The organism is Planctobacterium sp. AWH2_060, assembly GCF_056158425.1.
The window spans coordinates 3535206-3558055 of record NZ_JBSWTG010000001.1 but is presented as its reverse complement, the minus strand read 5'-3'; the positions used below and the strand labels follow the sequence as shown (position 1 = coordinate 3558055).

Here is a 22850-nt window from a genome sequence, read left to right as displayed (position 1 = left end):
CGGGTTTTTTGTTTCAGGGATAATCTTCTCGTTTCACAGGGGGAAACGCCCAGTTAGAAGGCGTAGGCTTTTCCCTGTTGGCATATAAGTCCTGGTAAAACTCTGAGGGTAGTTCTTTGACATGGGAATCATCTTTCATATCTGAATCGTTCATTCTTATGGCCTTGGCATGCAGCAGTGCCATCCAACGCTTTCTCAAATTTACCCAGTTTTCGCTTTGTGAACCTGTTGCCAGTATTTCTTTGGCAGGTCGAAATTCGACATAAATTGTTCGTCTGGCACCCGGGCTGACTTTAGGTGTTGAGCCGTGCAATGTCATAACGTCGTGAAATAACACATCCCCCGCTGTAACTGGCACTTGTTGGTGCTGTGGAATATTCCAACCATGCTGCGATGCCAGCTGATGAACATCTTGTTTTTGTTTATGGGAGCCGGGTAGATAGCGCAAACAGCCATCATTTTCATCAGCGTCATCCAGATACACACCCATGGCAAAATAAGGGGCTGTGCCATCGTGAATTGAATCTTGATGCCATGGCACTACGGCCGCAACATGCGAACTTTTAAAATTGATATCAACACCAAGAGGGATGATGTCGCCACCGCCAAGAGATACTATGGCTCTATAGACTTGGGGGGAGCTTAATAATTGGTTTACCAGGGCAGCTTCAGTGCGATAAACATGATTTATCCTGAATACCGTTGTGGGTACCTCAAGGCTGTCCACTGCCGCTTGCTCTAAATCCAGTTCACTGGATAGCGCCAAGGCCTTATTTTCCAGGGCTTTGGCCATGTTATCCAGCCGGGTTAATAAAGCAGAAGGTACGGCGTTTTTAACCACACAATACCCTTCATTTTGATACTTGTTTTTAAGACACATATATCTACCAGTCCAGCATATCCTCTGGTACCGGGTAATCTTTTGACTCCACCGGAAAGGTTCCCCAGACCGCAGGTTGAGGTGGTTCCCTTCTCTCTAATATTTCGTTAACCAATAGCTGCACTTCTGGCGCATCAGGATAATCCTCCCGCCATTGTTGTGGCCATATAGCGGCAGCATCTTTTTGCAAAACTAAACTCATCCATTGCTTTCTCAGTTCAGCCCAATGTTCAGTTTGGGATTGAGATTCAACAATAGATTGCCACGGCCGCAACTCAATGTAGATGGTGCGCCTGACACCTGGAGAGCGTTTCGGTTGTGAGCCGTGCAAAATCATCATATCCTGGATGAGAATATCACCGGCTTTTGCTGGCTGCTCTACAACACCGGGTATCTCCCAGCCATGCTCCTTTGATAATGACTCGATATCGTACAGTTTGTGCTGCGTACCAGGTACATAGCGCAAACAGCCGTCTCCTTGCGGTGCATCATCCAGGTAGATACCAACATTCAGATAAGGATAATTGCGACTGTGTTGTGCGCCCTGATGCCATTTTATTGCAGGGTGTGGGTGCTGTTGCTTGTACAGTATATCCATTTGAACCGGCACACTGCCTACGCCGCATAAGGTTTTAGTCATATCTAACATCACCGGTGCTGCTAGTGTTTCCAAAACAAGTTCTGCATCAATGGCAAAAATATCATCGTAGCGCATGAGTCTGGGACCCACTTTGTCCTGCACTACGGCAGCGCCATGCAGATGTTGCCCATTTTTATGACTGTTTACCGCTTGTTCTTCGAGTTGTTGGGTGAGATTTCGCCAGCGAAAAAGTAATGATTTCGAAAGGCCATTTTCGATTAAGCAATAGCCATCGTTGTGAAATTGTTGAATCTGATTATTTTCCATTTATACACCCTGTACCTGTTATCCAGTTCAGGAGTGTAGCTAAGGAAACAAAATTAGCCAGAATTAACTGGCTATTCTTTTATTGTTGTTCTGCTGTAGAAGCCCAGAAACGCTTCTTGCCAGGTTTTGCCATCATCCTGACTATATTGCCAGTGTTGTTTTACCTGACCATCTTCTAGCGGTGTATAGGCGATTCTATGAAGCACTGGCTTGCCATCTCTGCCCAGTCGCTGACCTTCTAAAACCATGGTAGTTTCTTGCACGCCACCATTCAAATAAAGTACACCGCCGGAGGCATCAATCCAGGTCTGGTGCCATTGTTGGGTTTGGCGGTCGTAAAAATTTAAACTTATACCACTGCTACCGGTTGCTCCCTGCCAGTTTTCCTGCAGAGTGCAATCATTGAGTAATAACTCTATTTTATTGTGGCCTTGTATGTTTCCTTCTTTATCTGTCACAACCCAATCGCCTACCCAAAAATCAAACTGCCGGTGCTTTTCCGAACTGCAATCAGGCGCAGATTGCTGCGCACAAACGGAGCTAGAAATAAAAACTAAGAGCAAGACGCTGAATAACACTTTCATGTATTGGCTACCTTTTTTGGTCTAATAGCTGTTATCTTAGTCTGTAGCATTCCAGAAAACTTTCAAATTATTGCGCAAAATCATGTCAGCCGCTCAATGTTCCGGGTACAGCCAATTATTGTTAAACAACCCAAAGATGAGAATCGGGCGATTTTGTTGTGCTGCTACAAGTTCTGATTTTACCACTGCGGGTGACATATCCTTGCCTACTCTGGTGTTTCCAATTACTTCTACTTTTATTGAAAAAAACACTAAAAAGCCGTTTCTATCGGATGCCACCCGGGTCAATATTTATGATGGTGCTCAGCCTTATCAACGCAAAGTGCTGGATCCCAGAGGTGATCATTGTCATTGGTTTGAATTTGCACCAGATGATTTTTATCAGGCATTGCAGTTAAGTAATTTTCGGGAATTTCAGGTGTCTGAAAATGCGTTGAATCTGGATCAGATAGCTATTCAACCTGGCTTATATCTGGCGCAGCTTAAGCTGTTTAGCACTTTGCGAAGAGGGTTGTTAAGCGAAGCGGCGGCTTATGAACAAGGGCTGCTGTTATTGGACAGTGTGTTAACCATGCAAGCCCACAATCAAATAGCGCGTCTTTCTGCCAAAAAGCGCAAAACCTGGCAAGAGTTGACCTATGGCGCGCAACAAATCATAGCAAAGAGCCCGGAAGATAATATTTCAGTGGCACGCATAGCAAAGCTATTAAACAGTTCAGCGTTTCATCTGTGCCGGGTATTTAAAGCGGTTTGTGGCGTCAGTTTACACCAGTATCGCTTAATGCTGCGGTTGAGTTTGGGCCTGGTTCAGTTAATGGATTCTCAATCAATAACCGATATCGCCATGAATATGGGGTTTGCATCGCTGGCTCATTTTAGTACAGCGATGCAAAAGGTGGTGGGATGCAATCCGCGAGAAATTCGACGTCAATTGCAGAGTTAACTTAATCGCTCAGCCAACTCCCAGGGTTCAATAACCAGTCCTTCATCATTTTCATCTGGCATTACTAAAATGGACACCTCGTCCTCTTCCAGACCCGGCGTCCAGTCTTGTAGCCATTTTTCCAGAGAAATGGCTATGGGGTTACAGTGGGCCCAGTCATCCGTACACCATAATTTTGCCATCGCTTCTTCAGGCCAGACGGCAATACAGTCTTCCTGTTCGCTGTTAAACATTACAGCACCCACTTCATCTGCCAGGATCCACAACTGTTGATATTTCTTTACCTGATTGATCAGATAGTTATAGCGCTGCTCAGCGGGTTGATTGAGCAGGTCTTGTAAGTTCTTGTCCATTGCAATAATTTTTCGTTTGTATTTGTCAGATAGTATAACAACAAACCATCACTTGCGTGATAATCACTGAGCGAACACCGGGTATAACTACTCAAATTTAAATATATGAATACTTTCACCTTCATTTATGAACAGGTGTTGATTGGAAAATATCATTTCGCCGGTAGTCTCTGATTGCCACAATACCGTTTGAGTTTCTCTATCCAGCAATTGGGTTTTGTCAGTCCGTATAAAGACGCTGTTTCGTGTAGCTATAGCTTGTTTCAGATTTGGGATAAGAATAAAGTTTTGTAATGATGTTCCATCTTCAACTGTAGAGGCATAGGGGCTGACATAGTGATTACCATAGACCGATGTTTTAAATTGCAGGTAGTCTTTGTTATCAGCGATAGTAATGAATTCACTATTACTGATATTGGGCGCTATCCATTGCCAGTCAAACTCATTGTCACCCACAGACATCCATAAATGCCCCTTAGAATCAATGTGTAAAGGTGATGCATGATGGAATGTATCCACGTCTCCTCCTCCAACGTGATGATAGGTTGGATTCCATGGCAGCTCTATTGTCCGTAATAATTCACCATTTAAGCGATTGTGAATGTGGATTCGGTGCGGAGAATCAAGCGCATAGATGTTACTGTCATTCACTAATAAACTGTCTATTTCTGAATCAATAGTAAAAGCTGTGCTGCCATCCAGATTGTAAACAGTTGCGCTGTTTTCTGCGTAAAGCAAATTATCCTGAGTACTCATTCCATTCAGTTGTGCGGAAAACTGCTGCTGAAGTTGTCCACTTTCCAGATCCAATACAGTTACCTGACCTGAGCCTTCAAGGGTGCTACTGATGATCACATTGTTGGCGTTGATTATGACATCCTGAATATCTTCATTGTTTAGAGGCGTGAATTGCCATGTGTTTTCTATAGAACTGATTTGCCACACAGAAACAAGCTGCTGATTATATTGAATAAGGAAATCACCGTAACTCAATAACTTAGCATCGGTTAAAGCAGGCAAATCAGCATATTTACTGATGCTTTGGTATGTGACTTTTTCATTGATGAAATTGCTTCTACTGCCGTTGGCAGCTCGTGTCGTCCATCCTGTTTGCATCGGAAATGAGTCTGAGTTTAAGGGATTAGTCGCCAGATAAAATTCTTCAAAGTTTAAGTACCCATCATTGTCTGTATCGAGCTTGGCGTCTGAATCTGAATTCGGATCCATGCCGTACAGCAATTCCCAATTATCAGGAAGAGAGTCACCGTCTGAATCTTTATTGGAAGGTGGTAGTTGCAATCCCGGTTCTTCGCTATCGGGAATACCATTACCATTGCTGTCAGCATTATCAGGTAAAGTGCCATATAAGAACTCTGCAATATTGGTTAAACCATCATTATCTGTATCTGCTGCTGCATCGTTGTTTAGCGGGTCTAAATTATGGTTTATTTCCCAATCGTCGGGGAGGTTGTCATTGTCTGAGTCAATTGAAATGGGAGAAGTACCCAGACTCACCTCCTGGCCGTCTGGAATAGTGTCCCCATCCGTATCCGCAATGAGTGGGTGGGTAAAGTAAGTGTTAATTTCCTGACTATCAGTTAGACCATCTTCATCTGAGTCTGCCTTAAAAGGGTGAGTGTTATGGTTAAATTCACTTAAATTATTGAGACTATCATCATCTGCATCTGCCAATGCATCTTCGGGGTTGGCGATGTGTAAATGATGTAATCTTTCCCACCAGTCAGGTAAACCATCGGCATCCGTATCAGTTTCGATATTGTAAGCGGTTAACGTATCGCTGCTACGGTCGTTGATATAGAGGTTTCCGTTGTTTGCGATATACACTTTACCTTCGGCGTCGATGGTGTACTGCAAAGATCTGGTGGTGAGATTGATAACGTAGACACTGTTTTCCGTATCCACAATCAGGTGATTTTTGGTGGACAATAAAGCGTCAATACTGTCTTCATTGTCCGGAATTTGCCAGCTCCATAATTCAGAGCCATTTTGTTCACTTAAGGATATGACTTTTGAATCATTGTGTAAGAACAATTCACCAAAACGCACAGTAGGAACTAGTTTTGTCTGCAGTGAATGATAGGTATAAACATTGTCAACGAGCAAAGGAGTGCGCCAGGTAATGGTATTTTGTGAAATTGAATAGTTGATAATTTCCTCTTGGCTGACCATTATCAGGTTATTGCTACTACCTGCAAACAATCGCAAAGGTATGATATCTTCACCTGTTGTATCTGTAATTTTAAAGGTTGCATCAGGCTCACCAGTTTCCCTGTCCAGTGCTTTTAATCCATTGTTGATCAAATAAATTTTATCGCCGCGTAGCACTAGGCCTGGTTTGTTGCGACTTTCGTGTTGGATTGGGTATTGCCACAGTTTATTTCCCTGTTGGTCCAGCTTAATCAACAAATAGCCGGATAACAGGTAGGTCATGCCGTCATCGGTCAAAACTAAGCTATTCAGATCTGCATAACCGGACTCAGTGATTGTTTCCAAAATTGGTGCAGCGTTATAGTTTCCATAGAGTTTATGTAATCCGCTTTGTTCCGCATTCGAAACATAAACATTACCTTCAAATATTCTGTGCAAACCTGCTTGAGTTAATTGATTGTTAGTCCAAAGACTCTCACCGGTGAGACTGTCAATTGCAGTAATACCCGCTACTCCTCTTACAACAATCATTTGTTCGTCAGAAACGAGAGTATTCAGAGCATCGATGTTTTTGGTCCAGCGAATTTGAGGGGATTCTGGCGACATTTCAACAGCAAAAAAACGAGACTCACCCATAGGTTCCACTTCACCGTTGATGAATGGCGAACTATTAATGCTGTGAGGATTCAGGTGTACATAGTGCCCATCAAATGACCATCCATTGATTTTTGGATAGTTGGATGAATCAAGCGGAGATGTATTTAACCAAAGCTCTTCAAAATCTGAATATGAGTCCCCATCTGAGTCCGCTAACAATGGTGAGGTGCCCGTTTCAAAGTGCTCTTTTCCATCTTGCAGACCGTCTGAGTCGGAGTCAATTGAATCTGGATCTGTGCCTATCAGTAACTCCTGGGCATCGGCTAAGCCATCTTCATCGGTATCAGGAGCTAATGATGCCGATAATGTGATGGCACCCGTGATGGAATCGCTTGATTGCACTACAAATATGTAGTCACCACTTTGCAATGAAACAAAGGCGATATAATCTTCAGAGGCAGACTTGTTGATGTCCAGAATGAAGGCCTCTCCCAGTGCTTCAGAAAGAGTTGCACCAATGCTTAATTCACTGCTGAATGTAAGCTGGTAAATACCAGCAACACTGATCGTCATAGCGATGACATCAACATCTTGTGAGTCATCGATATTTACCGTCAAAGATTGTTCTGGCTCTAAAACGCAACTATTGTTTTGAATATCGGAATCACAGTCATCTTCTGGCGCAGTTACAGGTGGAGAGGGGGGAGCTGGAGTTTTGTTATCACTACCGCCTCCACAAGCAGAAAGCAGGGCGCAAAGGGATAAAGCGGCTATTAGTCTATTCAAGGTAAAGTACTCCATTACATATTGTGAAAGCATTATACATAAAGGACGTGTGGTGGGTATTTATTATTCCCGATTCAAGGATTTTTATTTTCTTTCGAATTTTGAAAGGGGTAACCGCATAACAAAAAAGCGCAAGGCGCAGATTATTGTTATGCGGAATATAAGTTATAGATAGGGGTCAGCTGGGGCTGAGAATTTTTTTGCGTCTGGAGGGCTTAATCTGCGCCCATTTCGCCATGTCAAATCGAGAGCCTTGCACTAAAAACGACATGGCAATGTTATCGACATCCACTAGTTCATTTTCTTTGACATCGTGAAAGTTGGAATAACGCATTTTGTCGGCGTTAAACATCACTACAATTCCGGCCCCAAACACTTCCAGTTTATCGTCTGGAGTAATGTAGGCGGAGGTATCTTCACCGACACCGATCCCGCGTTTGCTGTAACCGGAAGCCAGAAAGGCGCAAATTCGTGGGATTCGACCGCGCTCCATAAAGTGGGTGTCCACGGTAATATTGGCGGTGACACCGAATCCAGGCTCATAAAATACCGCGCCTTTTTGGAAGTCTTTACCATCACCGTCGTAGATTAATGGATCGCTCATGATCATGGCCCCGGCGCTGGTTCCCGCCAGGTGTAAACCCGACAGGAAATGCCTGTCTTTGATGACTTTTAATAATTCTGTATGCAAAAACACATGGGCCAGTTTTACTTGATCGCCACCAGTAAAAAAGATGAGATCTGCTTCTTTGGCTATGTCCAGAAAACGACTATTTTCAGTATCCCGGCGTTCTTTAATATCCAGAATTTCGATTTTTTCCACACCCAGGCGGCGAAAGGCGTCTTTGTACTCATCGCCTAGTTCATAGCCATACATGGACGCCGTTGGAACAACTGCTATGTACTTGGCTTGGGTTTTCTCTACCAGTTGTTTTAAAACCCCGGTGTCACTTTTTCGGTCTTCAGCGCCTCCGATTAATGTGAGTGTGCCTCTGTTGTTATGCATTATATTAAACATCCAAATTTCTATCTAAACTGCTTGTAGATTAGCTCCCCAACAGAGGAGCCGGTTGTAAAATAACTCTTTTACCAAAGTGGGTTTTGATTTCGTGTAGTACCAGTGAAAAGAACTCATCTTCGAACTCTACTTCGGTAGTTTCTGGTTCTGCATCACCACGGCGAATTTCCACATCATTGCCTTTGCGGATCATCACGATAGCACCGGGTTCCATATCTTCAGCCAGAATCATTTCTGTTTCGTTCGGGTCTTCCAGTACCAATAGGTCCGAGCTATTGTAGTACATTCCCTCTGTTTCGTAGACCGCTAAAGGCATTTCAGCCAACAGCATTTCTACTCGCGGGTTGCGAAGCACATTGCGCATATTGGCGTTATAGTCTGGATTGACGGGGAACTCGTGTTTTTTCAAAAACATACCATCAGTGCAAACCCCGGCTGGATAGCGGCAAATTTCGTGGTGCATCACGTAATCAATGATGCGCTTCATGCCGGGTTTACTGAGTCAATTAAAGGTCAGAATTGGTATTCTGGCGTCTTTGCTTTCGTCAAAGAAGGTGTCAATGATGCGGGTGGGCACATCGATTGAGCGACCATAAGCTGGTTTAAGGTGCATGTAGATGCCCGGCGCGGCATTGATTTCGATGATGCCAAAGTTAGCGCGTTTCTGGCCGTCTTTTGGCTTCCAGTCATTGGCGATATCATCAGTGATCACATCCAAAGCAAACACAGTGAGCTTAAAGTGCTGGGAAATTGCGCGACTCATGGCGATGATTTCAGGGTGGACGATATCGGTTACATCCTCGCTGACGCCACCCAGGGACAAATTGGCTACTTTGCGCAAATAGATCTTTTCGCCGCGTTCTGGAACAGAATTACGGTTTAAACCGGCATCTTCCAGAGTATTGTCCATAACATCGTCAGTAAGAATTTTACCTAGTGGCGAGGTAGCAGTATCGGCGCGTATTTCTTTACCGTTTTCAATATTGATAAGTTCCATGACAGTGGATTCACCGTCTCCCACAACATAAGCTGCCTCGCGCTTAACGGCGGCGACGAATTCGCCATCAACACATAAAATGCGATGATCACTGCCCTGAATAAATGTCTCGATAATAATCGATTGTGGTTCACCATCAGGCACGGCAGCAATGGCGTTGATAAAGGCTTTGCGCAGTTGATCTTCATTTTCAATATTGGCGGTAACGCCGATACCTTTGTGACCCACAACTGGCTTACAGACCACCGGGTAACCAATGTCTTCTGCTACTTCTATAGCCTCTTCCAGTTCAAACACCACTTCGCCTTCTGGCACCGGGAAACCGTATTCCGCTAAAAAGGCTTTGCAATCGTCTTTGCGGCAGGTGAAATCGGAGTCCACATGGCTGTCCACATCAAAGGTAGTGGCAATACCTCTTATCATGCTTTTGCCATAACCGTATTGGAACAATCCTTCATCCCAGAGATAAGTGACGGGGATGTGTTTTTTTGCCGCTGCCTTTAACAGGCTGTAGGAAGTTGGTCCACCGAATACGGAGCGATTGAAGGAGTCTTGCAGTTCAGCAAATTGCGCATCATAGTCAAACTCGTTGTTGTCCGGATCACAAATGTATTCAAACCAATCCCAGACAAAATACACTACTTTCCAGGAGGTGGTTTTGTGAATGACCTGAAAGGCGATCCTCGCACCGTGCTCTTTGTCCTGAACTTCCAGTTTATTCATATGCAGATTCAGATCCAGGCGATTAATAACGGATACCGCTTGCCCAAACAGCTGCTGATAAGTTTGAAATTCCTGAGTTGCCAGTTCGGGAAGCCTTTCCGCAATGGCAGAGTGCAAATCGTTTAGTGGAATGGGCTTGGGGTGGCCGGTAAAGGCAAAGTCGAAGGCCAGGGCTTCACAGGATAAATCCGGGTTAGGCCCCACATAATGACGAAGATTGAAGATATCAAATGCATCTGAATCTTTTGCATTGGTTCGCGAAGTTTGCTCTGGCACAGACTTTGTCATAAAAAATGTCCTGTAGAATTGTTTGGCGTATTGCCTGTCATGGCGGCGAGGAGCCTCAATTTTTTCACGCTATCAGATGTCTAAAAGCATAGCAATAATGCTGGATATGCCTACTTTTTGATAAAAAAATAGACATGCAAGAGTGATGAAATCTTATGCCGTTTTTGGTTGTATGATGGCGCAAACAAACGCCTGTCTCGCAAAATCTGAATATCTATGCAATCACAAAAAAGACACAAAATTTTATAAAAAATTGCAGTTCGGTCCCTTTTTCGTAGATTTCGAATTTAGTTGAGTCTTTTGCTGTTACACGGTTAGTATTTGAAATTGACTGACTCTACCCAACAGCAGGAACACAAAATGATAAAAAAAATTGCACTGGGCATTGCCGCAGCATTGTCTATTCAGGTGAGCGCCGATGTGGCTCAGGTGGCCGATGAAATTGAACCCAAGGTTATCGAGTGGCGACATCACTTTCATCAACATCCGGAATTATCAAACCGGGAGTTCGAAACCGCAAAATATATTGCTGACTACATGCGCGAACTGGGTTTCGAAGTGCAAACCGGCGTTGCAAAAACCGGCGTTGTGGCCATTCTGGACAGTGGCAAACCGGGGCCTGTGATTGGTTTACGAGCCGATATGGATGCATTACCCGTTTTGGAAACCAATGATTTGCCATGGAAATCCACCGCTAAAGGTGAATACAACGGCAATGAGGTGCCGGTCAGTCACGCCTGCGGTCATGATACCCACATGGCTATGCTGATGGGCGCGGCAACAATACTGGCCAGCAAAAAATCCGACCTCAAAGGCCAGGTTAAATTCATTTTTCAACCTGCTGAGGAAGGAGCACCTGCTGGCGAACGCGGTGGCGCAGAAGTTATGGTGGAAGAAGGTGTGCTTAAAAATCCGGATGTGGATGTGATCTTCGGCTTACACATCTGGGCCGGACTGGATGTAAATACGGTGGCCTATCGGGCCGGTGGTATCATGGCGGCGGTAGATCCCTTTAAAGTCGTGGTTAAAGGCAAACAGGCACATGGGGCCTACCCCTGGTTGAGTGTGGATCCGGTTGTGACTTCAGCACAAATTATTATGGGCCTGCAAACCATCGTAAGTCGCGAACTGGAACTGGTGGAAGACGGTGCAGTGGTCACCATAGGGAAAATTCAGGGCGGAGTGCGCTCTAATATTATTCCCAACGAAGTGGAAATGGTCGGGACAATCCGCACCTTAAATGATGCCGCGCGTGAACATATCTATGAGTCTTTACCGCGCAAGGTAAAAGCCATTGCTGAAAGCATGGGTGCTACCGCAGAGGTCACACTGCCGCTGGATTACAATTATCCGGTTACCTACAACGATCCGGATTTGATGGCAGAGATGTTGGATACGTTGGTACGTACCGCAGGTAAAGACAATGTCACCAGTCGAAAACCCACCACCGGTGCGGAAGATTTTTCTTTCTTCCAGAAGGAAATCCCGGGTTTATATTTGTTTATCGGCGGAAAACCATTAGATGTGCCGGCCAAAGAAGCACCGGCTCACCATACTCCGGAGTTCTATGTGGATGACTCAGGGATGAAACTGGGTGTAAAACTATTAACCAACCTGACGATGGATTACATGGCTCAGCACTAGGTCTGTAGGACTGTTCCGCGATTAAAGCGCTTATATGCAGAACAAATTTTGTACAGAAAAGGTCAGCACGCTCTAATCAATAATACCCGAGTCAGGGTGGCCCGGGTATTATCACATTGATGGCATATCGTCGCTGTCTACATTCACCATCCAGCTAAGCCCAAATTTATCTTCCACCATACCAAACGCTTTGGCCCAAAAGGTTTCTTCCAGTGGCATGGTGACCTTGCCGCCTTCAGAGAGTGCCGCAAAGTAGGTTTCCGCTTGTGCAACTGTTTCCGCGGTAATGGATAGTGAAAAGCCTTTAAATTCAGGGGTACCAGATTCCGGACTGTCAGACATCATGACACGAGTTTCTCCGAACTGGACTTCGGCATGCATAATTTGTTCTTCCAGACCCGGCGGCATCTGACAGGCTTCACTTTCCTGAGGCGGCATGTCTTTAAAGCGCATCAGCATAATAACTTCTGCTCCTAAAGTCTTTTGGTAAAAGTGAATTGCGTCCTCGCATTGCCCTTTAAAATTCAGATAATTTAATAGCTGCATCTGCTGCTCCTTTTGCTAGTAAAATTGATGACCCTACAGGTATAGCAGCTTAAACAAATCCGGCAAATTTTATTTGCAATATTCTTTTGCGGTTTAAAGCAGTGCGCTATGGGCTATACAGATCAGAGCATTAAAGGCTGCACAACCAGGGTATACTCAGCGCCAATGTTGCACAACAAGATGAAGGTATAAATGCAGGACATACAATTACTGCTGGATAACAATGCTAAATGGGCAGAAGACATTGATCGAGAAAGCCCCGGTTTTTTTGACAAGCTTTCCAAACAACAAAAGCCAAAGTATTTGTGGATTGGTTGTGCCGACAGTCGTGTTCCGGCGAACCAAATCGTGGGCTTGTTACCAGGCGAACTGTTCGTGCATCGCAATGTGGCCAATATGGTGGTGCATACCGATCTGAATTGCTTATCGGTTTTACAGTTTGCAGTTGATGTCCTCAAAGTAGAACACATTATTGTTTGTGGCCACTATGGTTGTGGCGGTGTTTCAGCGGCGCTGAAAGGGGAGCCGTTGGGATTGATTGATAATTGGTTAGGACACATACAAGACGTTGCAGAAAAGCATGCCGATGAACTGGCGAAGTTTGAAGAAGGTGAAGCACGTGATGACAGGTTGTGTGAAATTAACGTCATTGAGCAGGCGAACAACGTCTTGCGCACCTCTGTAGTTAAATCCGCTAAAGCTGCAGGGCAGGAGTTGAATGTGCACAGTTTTATTTATGGCATTAAAAATGGTCGCCTGAAAAAGCTGGGCGAGAATATGTCGCTACCAGCCTGATAATGCTGTTCGCAGGAGCCGCTACACAGTGGCTTCTGCAATTTCCAGGGGGTATGAGCATTGGAAGTTGTGCCCATCAAGCAGATGTCAGCAACTTTGAACTCATTTTTTGAGTTTCCATGCAAAAGCTAAAAATCAATCTCTGCACAAGTCTGTTCAAATTAAATTTTTAAACTATAAAAATTGCAGCGTGATTCTTTACAACTGATCACGCAAGCTTCATTTATGAGCCATTATGCGCAATTAAAGTACCGTTTAAGAGGCGGTTTTCTACTTAAAAAGCTTTCTTTTAATCCTCCAGGTAGGCATTTCTAATCCGCTCAGAAAAAGCCGTTTATTAATTGTAAATCAAATATTTAAGCTGATCATCAGGTTAGTGTGATTGAACAAAAATAATACGATTTCTTGAATTTTTTGTTAAAAAACTTTGATCCAAAAATCGTTTTCTATCATAATCATTTCAACTGGTCGGATGTCAGATGAGTGAATATTATGAGTATACGTACAACGTTTAAGAAGGTTTTACCCCCAATTTCAGTTACAGAGCAAGAGGCGCTGGACGCCGGTGATGTGTGGCTGGAAGCTTCTGTCTATCGTGGCGTTCCCGATATGGCGGCACTGAGAAACGTGCCTAAGGCAAAATTAACAGCAGATGAGCAGGCATTTATTGATGGTCCTTTGCGCGAACTGATAGAAATGGTTGATGATTATCGTCTGCAAGAAGACGGTGTTCATGTTCCGCAAGATATTCTGGACTTTTTAGGCAAGAATAAATTCTTCGCCCTGATCATTCCAAAAGCCTACGGTGGTCTGGAGTTCAGTCCTTACGCTAACTCGACTATTGTGTCGAAAATTGCTTCACGCAGCTGTGCTGTTGCGGTAACTGTAATGGTGCCTAACTCCTTAGGTCCGGGCGAGTTACTCATGCACTATGGTACTAAAGCACAGCAAGATTACTGGTTACCCAAACTGGCCATTGGTCAGGATATGCCCTGTTTTGCATTAACCGGTCCTGATGCGGGTTCTGATGCCGGTGCGATTCCTGATGTTGGTGTTGTTACCAAAGGCATGTGGGAAGGTAAAGAAGTGCTGGGTCTGTCTGTGACCTGGGACAAGCGCTATATCACCCTGGCTCCCATTGCCACTGTGTTAGGTTTGGCGTTCAAGTGTCTGGATCCAAATGGACTGTTGGGAGACAAAGTCGAATTGGGTATCACCTGTGCCTTGATCCCTAAATCTCACCCTGGTGTGCAGTTAGGCAATCGCCATGATCCAATGGGTATGCGTTTCTACAACGGTACCACTCGTGGTAAAGATGTGTTTATTCCAATGGACTTCATCATTGGTGGTCAAAACAACATCGGTCGCGGTTGGCAGATGCTGGTTGCATGTCTGGGTGCAGGTCGTGGTATTTCCTTACCAGCACTGGGTACATCGTCGGCTCAGTCGGCGTTCAAAGCGGCTACCGAGTATTCTTTTGTTCGTGAACAGTTTGGCGTACCAATTGGTCGTTTCGAAGGTATTCAGGAAAAGCTGGCCGACATGGCGGGTAAAACCTTCCTGTTAGAAGCGATGCGTCAATTGACAACTGAAGGTCTGGGCTTAGGTCTTAAACCCTCAGTAGTTACCGCGATGGCTAAATATCACATGACGGAGCTGGGTCGTGAAGTACTGCAGCACGGTATGGATATCACCGCCGGTAAAGCCATTCAGCAGGGTCCGCAAAACACCATGGCCAATGGCTATAAAGCACAGCCTATTGCTATTACGGTAGAAGGTGCCAACATTCTGACCCGCAGTCTGATGATTTTTGGTCAGGGTACTATGCGTTGTCACCCTTACATGAAAGAGCTGGTGGAGCAAATTCACAGTAATGAGAAAGACGCTGATGCGAAATTCAACAAGTTGCTGAGAAAAACCATCGGATTCAGTGTGGCGAATGCCTTCCGCAGCATGGGTAAGAGCTATTTACCATTCCTGCGTGGCAGCACGTCTAAATTGCCTGAAGTTGCAAAATACGAGAAGCGCCTGAACAAGGTAGCCTCCAACCTGGCTACTATGGCTGACCTGGCACTATTGGTGTTAGGTGGTGATCTGAAGAAAGCAGAAATGTTGTCTGCGCGTTTGGGTGACATGATGAGCTATGGTTACATGTCGATGGCGGCGATTCGTTTTTACGAAGCGAAAGTCAGCGAAGCTAACCGTGCCGATGCCAAGCCTTATTTTGAATACGGTATTCAGTGGGCCTTGCAACAGGCAGAGCAAGCGCAAAAAGCGTTTGTGGCTAACTTCCCGAACACTGCAGTACGTGGCCTGATGCGTTTGTTAACGGCAACCTACAGCAACAGTACGCATGCCATTTCTGATGATTTGGTGCGTGAGCTGTCAGAAGTCAGTTTGCAGAACAATGCGTTCCGCAACGAAATTACCCATCTGGTAGAAACCAAAGCGGGTGATGGTTATGACATTAACTATCAGGCATTTATCGCCAAACACGCAGTTATGCCGATTTTGCGCAATATCCAAAAAGCGTTGCGTAAAGAGCCAGTGGCTCCGGGTTCTGATTTCGCCACCATAGTTGCAGAAATGCAAAAACGCGGTGTACTGAACCAGGCTGATGCTGACGCCGTATTAGATTATGATGCTAAACGTCGTGTGGCTGTCAGAGTCGATGAGTATGACTTTGATTTGAATTTGCTTACTGAGGATGCACCCACTGTGGTGGAGCACAAGCCCGCTGCATAATTGAGGTGGATTTTGCAAACATCAAAAGGCGACAGTTATGTCGCCTTTTTTATATTTATCAATGTACGTCGCTCTCATTATTACAAGATTTATTAAGTAAAAATACTTTAGGAAGCAATTGTTCTGGCACTACTGGTAATCGATAGCGGCTACTGAGTTTTTGTAATCTATTGCATCTATGCAGGAATAAGTTAGAAAACAAATAAATATTACCTATAGGGCCTCTGTAGGGAAGGGCTTGAATATACTCGGTTAATTATTTCCAAATAGCACTTCATGGCGGTAGTCATCACTTCCGGCACACCAGCCCATTTTTTGTGGTTTCGTCTTTTTCTTTTTGTCTTTGTGCTGGTTTAACAGATTCAGAGCCAGCCGCCTGAAGCAGGCTATATTGATGGCGGAATTGCCGGCGTACATTCTCTGATCATCCTCCCTGAACGTCACATCCAACACATGATGCTGACTGTTTTCTATGTACCAGTGGCGTCGGGTAGCCTTCATCAGTTCGTCAAGCGTCAGTTGTTCAGTACAGACATAATAATGGGTCTCATGGCTGGTTTGTCCTTTGACAGAGCGTTCTCTCACTACCGCGGCTATCGTTTTCAGGTCTGACCATTTTTCTTTTAGTTGCCCCTCAAGGATGAGGTCTGTTGACCAGACCGTGCGGGTTTCTTTTCGCCCATGTCCGGTTTCACTTTCGCTTAAACTGGTCTGTTCTGCCTCAGGTAAAGCCCAATATTTCTGGAACAGTGTATCTACCGCCTCAAGTAACGTGGGTTGATTTTTCTTGCACTGTACCAAAGCAATCCCTTTTTGTTCTTTAATCTGGTGGATAGTCTCTACCTGACAGTGAAGTGCGTCCAGGGTCAGAATAGCCCCGGTAATGTCCAGCGATTCAATTAACTCCCGGGCCATTGCCAGCTCATTTCCTTTGCCTCGTCCGGCTTTGTGATACAACACCAGCCCCTGTTCCACATCAAATGCAGAAACCATGCTCAATGGCGTTGAGCCGCTATATTTCGCGACACCTCGTACATCTTTGCCGTCAATAGCAATATGTTGAAACTGGTTTTCTTCCCTGACCGCATTTACCCAGGAAACCAACGCTGCCATTAATGATTCAGGTACCATAGTTCTGATGATACGGGCGACATTTTGTTGGGTGGGTATCCCGTATTCAAAAGGCAGATATTGTCTTAGCCAGTCCAGTCGTGTTTCGCCAAAAACATGAATATCAGCCCAGGATTTACTGCCACTTATGAGGGCACTTATCAACAGGAATGACATCTCCAGCACAGGATAATCCTGATTAACATGAGATCGGGTATCAGACACTTTTTGAAGATGAACAAGAATTTCCATGACGCGGCCTTTATGAGAGACAAATCGGGCCAGGATGGAGTGAACAGAGTTCAGTGTAAAGCTATTTCATTGGCTTATGCCACAATGTGATCGTTAAAGGGGGTGTTATATCAAAAAGTTTGATCATGCCCTTCTCTGTAGGGCTTGTCACACTTGTTTTTCCATCACGTTGCAATAAATCCTCAAACGGAGTAACCAATTTGCGGCTTACAATACGTTTTCTGCAATATTTTAAGTAAATTTAAAATAGCAGTTTACTCGTGGCGGACGGGTGATAATTTGGCCTTGCAATATAAAATATTGTATACAGTATATTTTTAGGTGGAATAATGAAAAAATTTAATAACAAAAAAGTGGCATTTTTTACTGTATCTGCAGCGGTGGCGGCAACCGCTTTAGCCAATGATTATCACCGACAACGCAATTCTGATGGCAGTGTAACTATGTACAATTGTCAGAATGCTTGTATTTCCAATCCCGATGGTTCGGTTGAAGACTCTGGCGGCGGTTGGGTGTTGAGTGGGTGTGTGCGCGGGTGTCCGGGAGACAATTCAGTACCAGGAGAGCCTTGAATTATGAATTTTAGCAAAATTATAGAGAAATATATTTTTGAGAATTGAAATATGAAATACCTGGTTGCAGCACTATTAGTCGGAAGCATCGTTATTTGTGTTGATTATATTGTCGAACATCCATTGTTGACTATCGATAAAACAGATACTCCAGTAAAAATGAACAAAGAGACAACTGTGGTATCAAAAGACGTCAACGTAGAAAGCGCAGTTTTATCCAAAGGTGAGGCTGACGATAGTCAAGAAATGGGTGAAGTACCTAAAACTGTGAAGGTTAAGTTACCTGTTTCGAATGTGGACGGTGTTACATCATCAATAGAGCAAAATGTCTTTAATCCCTTCCAGCTTTTAGATGAATACCGAGAGATGTCAACTGGTAACGATGCTTTGGATAATTTCATGGTTTTGGATGATGCTCTGAGTGATTTTCAGTTGCAAACTATAAACAATGAATTATCCGTATATGACCATGCATGCAATGATGAAGGGTGCTTGGTTTTAATGAGCTACATTCCAGCGCAGACGAGTCCTATTGGAGATGAAGGAATACGCCTTAAGGCAATGCAGCAGCAGGTGTCTTTAATGGCTCAATACCCTAAATTGGGCGAGCGATTCAAACGTATGAGCTTCGATAAAGTTGTCAAAGATGGTGAAACCTACATCTACTATGATTTCAGCAGATAACTCTGTCTTGATAAGCCAAGTGTTGTCAAAGGTCAATGCATTAGCCGAAAAAATTGAGTTGGAGTATGGCAATACTGGCTATGAGTTACTGAGTTTTTCAAAAATAGCTTTTGATACTTTGTCTGTTTCTGACCTTTCGGAGTTGCGAGATTTGACTGATCTTGAGAGATTGTCTTTGCAACTAAAGCATTTTGATAAAATGATGGCCTGTTCAGAAAACTTTAGTGATTCACCATTAATACTCTTTGAAAATGCGCATTTCATCATTCAATCTTTGACGTGGTTTGATTCATAAACTGAAATACATAATCACTCTTTTGCTGGAGCATTTAAAGTTATAAAGGGTGAAAGCCTACAGGGGGTATATAAACATTCAGAAACCTGTTGCCTGGATAGAAATACGAGTGTTGGGCAAGTTAAATTAGAGGGCTATCATTGGCTACAAGAAGGAGATTGCGTCGAAATATTGCCTGGAGATAAGTTTATTCACTCACTGTTCCATGTTAGCAACCCTTCAGTCACTCTTGTAATAAGAACAAAGGGGGTTAGTTGTCCTCAAAAGGTGGTGATGCCTTCAGGTTTCAGTTGGCATTATTTTGCAAAAAAACCGGAAACAGAAAAGCTCAAGCTGTTCTTAAAATATACGCCAATTGACTGTAGAGAAACGGTGATGCAAATATACACTCATATTTCTCCAAATCAGTGGTTAGATTGTTTTGCCCATCTGCAAGATTCGGAAAGCTACTTTATAGATTTTGTTCGTGATGATTTTGGGGAATATGTAGCAAAGTGTGTCGCAGAGAGCATTCAGGTTCGAAATAAATTAAGGGGGCTTTTTCGTTTAAAGCAGGCAATGAAAGAAAAGCAATCACGTATTATTTTGGCTGTTTTATTTGTTGCAAAGGATCGTCGTCAATTTTTTGATATTGTGTCAAAAAAATGGTCAGTAAAAGAGGCTAGCGAACATCTGAATGAGTTTCTTATTAGAATACTGGAATTGGGGGTTTTTAACATTCAGGCTCATGGTGAAGGTATACCACGTGTTGTGGAATCCATTCTGTCCGCGAATACACGAAAAGAGTATGAAATTAGTTTAATGAAAAAAATGGAGTTTGAAATTTATCAGCAGAGCCAAGAGGCTTTTCGAGATTTTTGGAAAAATATTACTGAAAATTACTTGCTGAAAGCATTGTGGAAGTAAATAAAAAATGAACCTCGTTTTAAACTAATTCCCAATTATTTCGTTATACTTAAGATACTGCTACTCCCCCTGACAACGGTTAAGAACAACACTCCCTCTTACTCTGTATATTTAGTCAGCCGTTATAAAAACATATCTCATTGATATTTATAATTAATCTTCCTTAAAACCTGGTCTGCTTCGACCGAACCTGGTAAAATTAACATCAGTTTCTGGTCGAAACAGACTACGGTTTTATGATAAAAGACAGCCCCAAAACTTCACGACAAATTGGCTTTTTTGACCTCATTTCTCAGCTCGACGAAAAACATCCACTATTGTTGCTCGCCGATGAAATTGACTGGGATTTTCTGAATGAAAAGTTATCTGTGTTTTACAGTGATAAAGGCCGCCCCGGGAAACCCATCCGGCTCATGTGTGGTCTGTTGATGTTGAAACAGATGTACAACCTCAGTGATGACAATACCATCGCTCAATGGATGATGAATCCTTATTACCAGGCGTTTTGTGGGGAAGTCGCTTTTCAGACTGAGCCACCCTGTTGCCGCACCGAAATCACGGCTTTCCGCCAGCGGATTGGAGAAGAGGGTATCAACGCCATTTTTGCTGTTTCTGTGGCATTACATCAACAGGATGTGGAAGAAGATAAAGTACTCGTCGATACCACGGTACAGGAAAAAGCCATCACTTATCCCACGGACACAAAACTCGCCATTAAGATCATCAATCGGCTCAATAAGCTGGCTAAAAAACACGGTGTAAAGCAACGCCGGACTTATGTGAAAGAAGTCAAAGAGTTACGTTTACAGTGTCGCCACTTTCGTCACCCCAAAGTACGGGGAAAAGCCAGAAGAGCCCTGAAACGTCTGCGCACTATCGCAGGAACACTACTCAGAGAATTGCAACGTAAATTGCCTGCACAACTCCTGTCAGAACAGAAGGATAACTTTGCTCTGTATGAAAAAGTGCTGGCACAACAACCCAAAGACAAAAACAAGATCTACAGCCTGCATGAGCCGGGGGTGTATTGTGTTGGCAAAGGTAAGGACCATAAACCATACGAATACGGCAGAAAAGCCTCCGTGGTATCCACTTTAGAAGGACAGGTCATCATCGGTGTGGCAAGTCATGACGAAAACATCCATGACAGCAAAACGCTGGAATCGGCTCTGAAACATGCCCGTCAACATCGGAAGAACCCGATAGCAATGGCAATAGCAGACAGAGGCTATCGCGGAGCACAGCAGTATGTTTGCGAAGAGGTTCTGCTTCCCAAACCGCCGCTAAAAAGAGACAACGCGTATCAGCGTCAGAAGAAACGAAAGTTGTGTCAGAAGAGAGCAGCGATAGAGCCGATTATAGGGCATCTGAAACAGGACTTTCGCCTTAGCCGCAACTGGTTAAGAGATAGTTTGGGCGATGCGATCAATCTGTTAATGTCAGCCAGTGCCTGGAATCTTCAAAAGCGGATGAAGGTGCTTTTTTTGGCTTTAATTTATGTCGCGATCAGAGCTGCTATCGCAGCTCTGTCACGATATCTCATCCGGAAAAAATATTGAGATAATTTGGTACGCTCGTTAGGTGTTTTTAAAGTCACAGGGTTCAGCAAAAAGTACTTTTATAACGTCTGACTATTTATTTTGTCTGGATTGATTTGTTGGCCGAATGTATTTGCATTTCCAGAACCAGAGAACATGGTAACAATGCGCTTTGTTGATTTGTAAAGCCCTGCGAATTTCAGGGCATGTTAGCGAAAAACAACTGCTCTGTTACTGAGAATATTGGAGTGCAATTTAACCCGTTAAATGAATGTTGGCGAACAGGAGTCGATCTGTCGGTAAATTATATTCAGTTTGTGCATAAAAAGCGTTAAAAATGAGTGAAAATTAGCTGCATATTTAAAAGGTTTTACGTTAATCTTGAGCTTAGATGGAGTGAACTACCTGGGATGGTTTTATCATTGAGCCTGTGAGGTAGTGTTTGTTTAATTTATTTGGTGCAGCAGCCACCAGAATTGCTTTATTTGCGTTCTTAACTTCATCTTCTTTTGAAGCCTGTTCTCAGTCGACGCCAGCAGAATTTGCCGAGATGAGTTTACAGGATTTATTTTCTATCCCGACAGACGAAGCTGAATCGGAAGCCGACAATTGGTCCTGGTCACTGCGTCATCACATGGCCGAGTTTGAAGGCTATCTGGATGGTTGGGAAAAATTAACTTTAGATGAGGTATTGTTCACTCCGGGCAGCGAACCGCGCAGCGCGAAAAACTTTCCTGTGGTACCTACCTTGATCGAGCAAAGGGCCACGGTGTTAGGTGTTAATTATCAGTGGGACGAACTTTGGCAGGTTAGTCTTGCCTTGCCTTATATTCAACAAGAAACCGACCATATTTCTGTGGTGCCCGGCTACCAACAGTTTTTAATAAAGAGCCATGGCGTAGGGGATATTACTCTGGCCAGCCGGTATCGACTCCATGCCAGTGCTGATAACAGCTTGTATCTGAATCTGGGCGTCAGCTTGCCGGTGGGTTCCATAGTTGAACAGGGAGATACGCCCAGAGCACCGGGTGAGCAACAATTGCCTTACACCATGCAATTGGGCTCCGGTACCTGGGATTTTCCACTCACCTTGAGTTATCGGCTTACTGGTACACAAGATATCAGGCTGGATGCAACCGCAATTATTCGCACCGGAAAAAATGATCGCGATTATCGGCTGGGGAATCGATTCAGTATTAAGGGCAAATATCAGGTGCCCCTGATGGATAAAGTCAAAACTGCTTTTGGGGTAGAGTTAACCCAAACCAACAGTATTCAAGGTGGCGATGAGTCATTGCTGGTACCTATGCAGTTTCCCTATCCGGCCAGCATTACCAATCCTGATATGTATGGTGGTCGAAAGGTACTGGCAAGTATTGCGCTTACCTGGCAATTTAGTGAACAGCTAAACTTGTCTTTTGAGTTTGCCAAACCCTTGTATCAATACCTTAATGGTCCGCAGCCTCGCGAACGGTGGCGTGGTGGGCTAATGGTTTTCAAGTCTTTGTAAGGTCAGCA

At 44.0% G+C, this 22850-nt stretch carries 20 protein-coding genes; 10 read left to right on the top strand and 10 right to left on the bottom strand.

What is annotated here, in order from left to right:
- Positions 1-13: 13 nt before the first annotated feature.
- The 3 genes from ACXAD8_RS15160 to ACXAD8_RS15150 form a co-directional block, all read right to left on the bottom strand.
- Entirely contained in the window at positions 14-880 is an 867-nt protein-coding gene (locus tag ACXAD8_RS15160; RefSeq protein ID WP_475230351.1) for a phytanoyl-CoA dioxygenase family protein, read from the bottom strand.
- Between the two features lie 4 nt (positions 881-884).
- A complete protein-coding gene (locus ACXAD8_RS15155) occupies positions 885-1787 on the bottom strand; it encodes a phytanoyl-CoA dioxygenase family protein (protein WP_475230349.1) in 903 nt (300 codons plus the stop codon).
- 71 nt (positions 1788-1858) lie between these two features.
- On the bottom strand, positions 1859-2371 hold the full coding sequence (locus ACXAD8_RS15150; protein WP_475230346.1) for a hypothetical protein: 513 nt from the start codon (positions 2369-2371) through the stop codon (positions 1859-1861).
- A gap of 136 nt (positions 2372-2507) precedes the next feature.
- On the opposite strand from ACXAD8_RS15150, the gene ACXAD8_RS15145 reads away from it, so the two are divergent.
- Positions 2508-3314: a helix-turn-helix domain-containing protein gene (locus tag ACXAD8_RS15145; RefSeq protein WP_475230343.1), complete on the top strand. Its 807-nt coding sequence runs from the start codon at positions 2508-2510 to the stop codon at positions 3312-3314.
- Here ACXAD8_RS15145 and ACXAD8_RS15140 read toward each other — a convergent pair.
- From ACXAD8_RS15140 to ACXAD8_RS15120, 5 genes are all read right to left on the bottom strand, one after another.
- Complete coding sequence (locus tag ACXAD8_RS15140) at positions 3311-3667, bottom strand: DUF2750 domain-containing protein (protein WP_475230340.1); 357 nt, start codon at positions 3665-3667, stop codon at positions 3311-3313. The genes ACXAD8_RS15145 and ACXAD8_RS15140 overlap by 4 nt on opposite strands.
- 87 nt (positions 3668-3754) lie before the next feature.
- Entirely contained in the window at positions 3755-7219 is a 3465-nt protein-coding gene (locus ACXAD8_RS15135; RefSeq protein WP_475230337.1) for an outer membrane protein assembly factor BamB family protein, read from the bottom strand.
- Between the two features lie 178 nt (positions 7220-7397).
- Positions 7398-8225 (bottom strand): cyanophycinase, encoded by an 828-nt coding sequence (locus ACXAD8_RS15130; protein WP_475230334.1) that lies wholly within the window; start codon positions 8223-8225, stop codon positions 7398-7400.
- Positions 8226-8265: 40 nt separating this feature from the next.
- Positions 8266-8724: a hypothetical protein gene (locus tag ACXAD8_RS15125; RefSeq protein WP_475230331.1), complete on the bottom strand. Its 459-nt coding sequence runs from the start codon at positions 8722-8724 to the stop codon at positions 8266-8268.
- 15 nt (positions 8725-8739) lie between these two features.
- Positions 8740-10245: an acetate--CoA ligase family protein gene (locus tag ACXAD8_RS15120; protein ID WP_475230328.1), complete on the bottom strand. Its 1506-nt coding sequence runs from the start codon at positions 10243-10245 to the stop codon at positions 8740-8742.
- A gap of 360 nt (positions 10246-10605) precedes the next feature.
- Between ACXAD8_RS15120 and ACXAD8_RS15115 the strand changes: the two genes are divergently transcribed.
- Entirely contained in the window at positions 10606-11889 is a 1284-nt protein-coding gene (locus ACXAD8_RS15115; RefSeq protein WP_475230325.1) for an amidohydrolase, read from the top strand.
- Positions 11890-12000: 111 nt separating this feature from the next.
- On the opposite strand, the gene yjdN is transcribed toward ACXAD8_RS15115, so the two are convergent.
- Entirely contained in the window at positions 12001-12435 is a 435-nt protein-coding gene (gene yjdN, locus ACXAD8_RS15110; protein ID WP_475230322.1) for a VOC family metalloprotein YjdN, read from the bottom strand.
- Positions 12436-12627: 192 nt separating this feature from the next.
- Between yjdN and can the strand changes: the two genes are divergently transcribed.
- Complete coding sequence (gene can / locus ACXAD8_RS15105; protein WP_475230319.1) at positions 12628-13230, top strand: carbonate dehydratase; 603 nt, start codon at positions 12628-12630, stop codon at positions 13228-13230.
- A 492-nt stretch (positions 13231-13722) separates the two neighbouring features.
- On the top strand, positions 13723-15975 hold the full coding sequence (locus ACXAD8_RS15100; protein ID WP_475230317.1) for an acyl-CoA dehydrogenase: 2253 nt from the start codon (positions 13723-13725) through the stop codon (positions 15973-15975).
- 252 nt (positions 15976-16227) lie between these two features.
- Here the strand turns inward: ACXAD8_RS15100 and ACXAD8_RS15095 are convergent, their stop codons facing one another.
- The gene (locus ACXAD8_RS15095; protein ID WP_475224598.1) at positions 16228-17337 is read right to left on the bottom strand and encodes an ISAs1 family transposase; all 1110 of its coding nucleotides are present in this window, start codon (positions 17335-17337) and stop codon (positions 16228-16230) included.
- 329 nt (positions 17338-17666) lie between these two features.
- Here ACXAD8_RS15095 and ACXAD8_RS15090 point away from each other — a divergent pair, with 329 nt between their 5' ends.
- From ACXAD8_RS15090 to ACXAD8_RS15065, 6 genes are all read left to right on the top strand, one after another.
- Positions 17667-17909 (top strand): hypothetical protein, encoded by a 243-nt coding sequence (locus ACXAD8_RS15090; protein WP_475230314.1) that lies wholly within the window; start codon positions 17667-17669, stop codon positions 17907-17909.
- A 51-nt stretch (positions 17910-17960) separates the two neighbouring features.
- Entirely contained in the window at positions 17961-18593 is a 633-nt protein-coding gene (locus tag ACXAD8_RS15085; protein WP_475230311.1) for a hypothetical protein, read from the top strand.
- Positions 18577-18888, top strand: a complete 312-nt coding sequence (locus ACXAD8_RS15080; RefSeq protein ID WP_475230309.1) for a hypothetical protein — start codon at positions 18577-18579, stop codon at positions 18886-18888. The genes ACXAD8_RS15085 and ACXAD8_RS15080 overlap by 17 nt, the downstream gene beginning before the upstream one ends.
- Before the next feature lie 171 nt (positions 18889-19059).
- Positions 19060-19794, top strand: coding sequence for a hypothetical protein (locus tag ACXAD8_RS15075; protein ID WP_475230306.1), 735 nt, complete (start codon positions 19060-19062; stop codon positions 19792-19794).
- Between the two features lie 236 nt (positions 19795-20030).
- Positions 20031-21353, top strand: coding sequence for an IS5 family transposase (locus tag ACXAD8_RS15070; protein WP_475224681.1), 1323 nt, complete (start codon positions 20031-20033; stop codon positions 21351-21353).
- Positions 21354-21774: 421 nt separating this feature from the next.
- Positions 21775-22842: a hypothetical protein gene (locus ACXAD8_RS15065; protein ID WP_475230303.1), complete on the top strand. Its 1068-nt coding sequence runs from the start codon at positions 21775-21777 to the stop codon at positions 22840-22842.
- The last annotated feature ends 8 nt before the right edge of the window (positions 22843-22850 follow it).

What these genes read in the sequence shown, in the direction of transcription:
- can (WP_475230319.1), top strand. Translation starts at nt 12,628, where the DNA reads ATGCAGGACATACAATTACTGCTGGATAACAATGCTAAATGGGCAGAA.
- ACXAD8_RS15130 (WP_475230334.1), bottom strand. Translation starts at nt 8,225, where the DNA reads ATGCATAACAACAGAGGCACACTCACATTAATCGGAGGCGCTGAAGAC.
- yjdN (WP_475230322.1), bottom strand. Translation starts at nt 12,435, where the DNA reads ATGCAGCTATTAAATTATCTGAATTTTAAAGGGCAATGCGAGGACGCA.
- ACXAD8_RS15125 (WP_475230331.1), bottom strand. Translation starts at nt 8,724, where the DNA reads ATGAAGCGCATCATTGATTACGTGATGCACCACGAAATTTGCCGCTAT.
- ACXAD8_RS15090 (WP_475230314.1), top strand. Translation starts at nt 17,667, where the DNA reads ATGAAAAAATTTAATAACAAAAAAGTGGCATTTTTTACTGTATCTGCA.
- ACXAD8_RS15070 (WP_475224681.1), top strand. Translation starts at nt 20,031, where the DNA reads ATGATAAAAGACAGCCCCAAAACTTCACGACAAATTGGCTTTTTTGAC.
- ACXAD8_RS15145 (WP_475230343.1), top strand. Translation starts at nt 2,508, where the DNA reads ATGAGAATCGGGCGATTTTGTTGTGCTGCTACAAGTTCTGATTTTACC.
- ACXAD8_RS15100 (WP_475230317.1), top strand. Translation starts at nt 13,723, where the DNA reads ATGAGTATACGTACAACGTTTAAGAAGGTTTTACCCCCAATTTCAGTT.
- ACXAD8_RS15140 (WP_475230340.1), bottom strand. Translation starts at nt 3,667, where the DNA reads ATGGACAAGAACTTACAAGACCTGCTCAATCAACCCGCTGAGCAGCGC.
- ACXAD8_RS15160 (WP_475230351.1), bottom strand. Translation starts at nt 880, where the DNA reads ATGTGTCTTAAAAACAAGTATCAAAATGAAGGGTATTGTGTGGTTAAA.
- ACXAD8_RS15155 (WP_475230349.1), bottom strand. Translation starts at nt 1,787, where the DNA reads ATGGAAAATAATCAGATTCAACAATTTCACAACGATGGCTATTGCTTA.
- ACXAD8_RS15150 (WP_475230346.1), bottom strand. Translation starts at nt 2,371, where the DNA reads ATGAAAGTGTTATTCAGCGTCTTGCTCTTAGTTTTTATTTCTAGCTCC.
- ACXAD8_RS15095 (WP_475224598.1), bottom strand. Translation starts at nt 17,337, where the DNA reads ATGGAAATTCTTGTTCATCTTCAAAAAGTGTCTGATACCCGATCTCAT.
- ACXAD8_RS15080 (WP_475230309.1), top strand. Translation starts at nt 18,577, where the DNA reads ATGATTTCAGCAGATAACTCTGTCTTGATAAGCCAAGTGTTGTCAAAG.
- ACXAD8_RS15085 (WP_475230311.1), top strand. Translation starts at nt 17,961, where the DNA reads ATGAAATACCTGGTTGCAGCACTATTAGTCGGAAGCATCGTTATTTGT.
- ACXAD8_RS15120 (WP_475230328.1), bottom strand. Translation starts at nt 10,245, where the DNA reads ATGACAAAGTCTGTGCCAGAGCAAACTTCGCGAACCAATGCAAAAGAT.
- ACXAD8_RS15115 (WP_475230325.1), top strand. Translation starts at nt 10,606, where the DNA reads ATGATAAAAAAAATTGCACTGGGCATTGCCGCAGCATTGTCTATTCAG.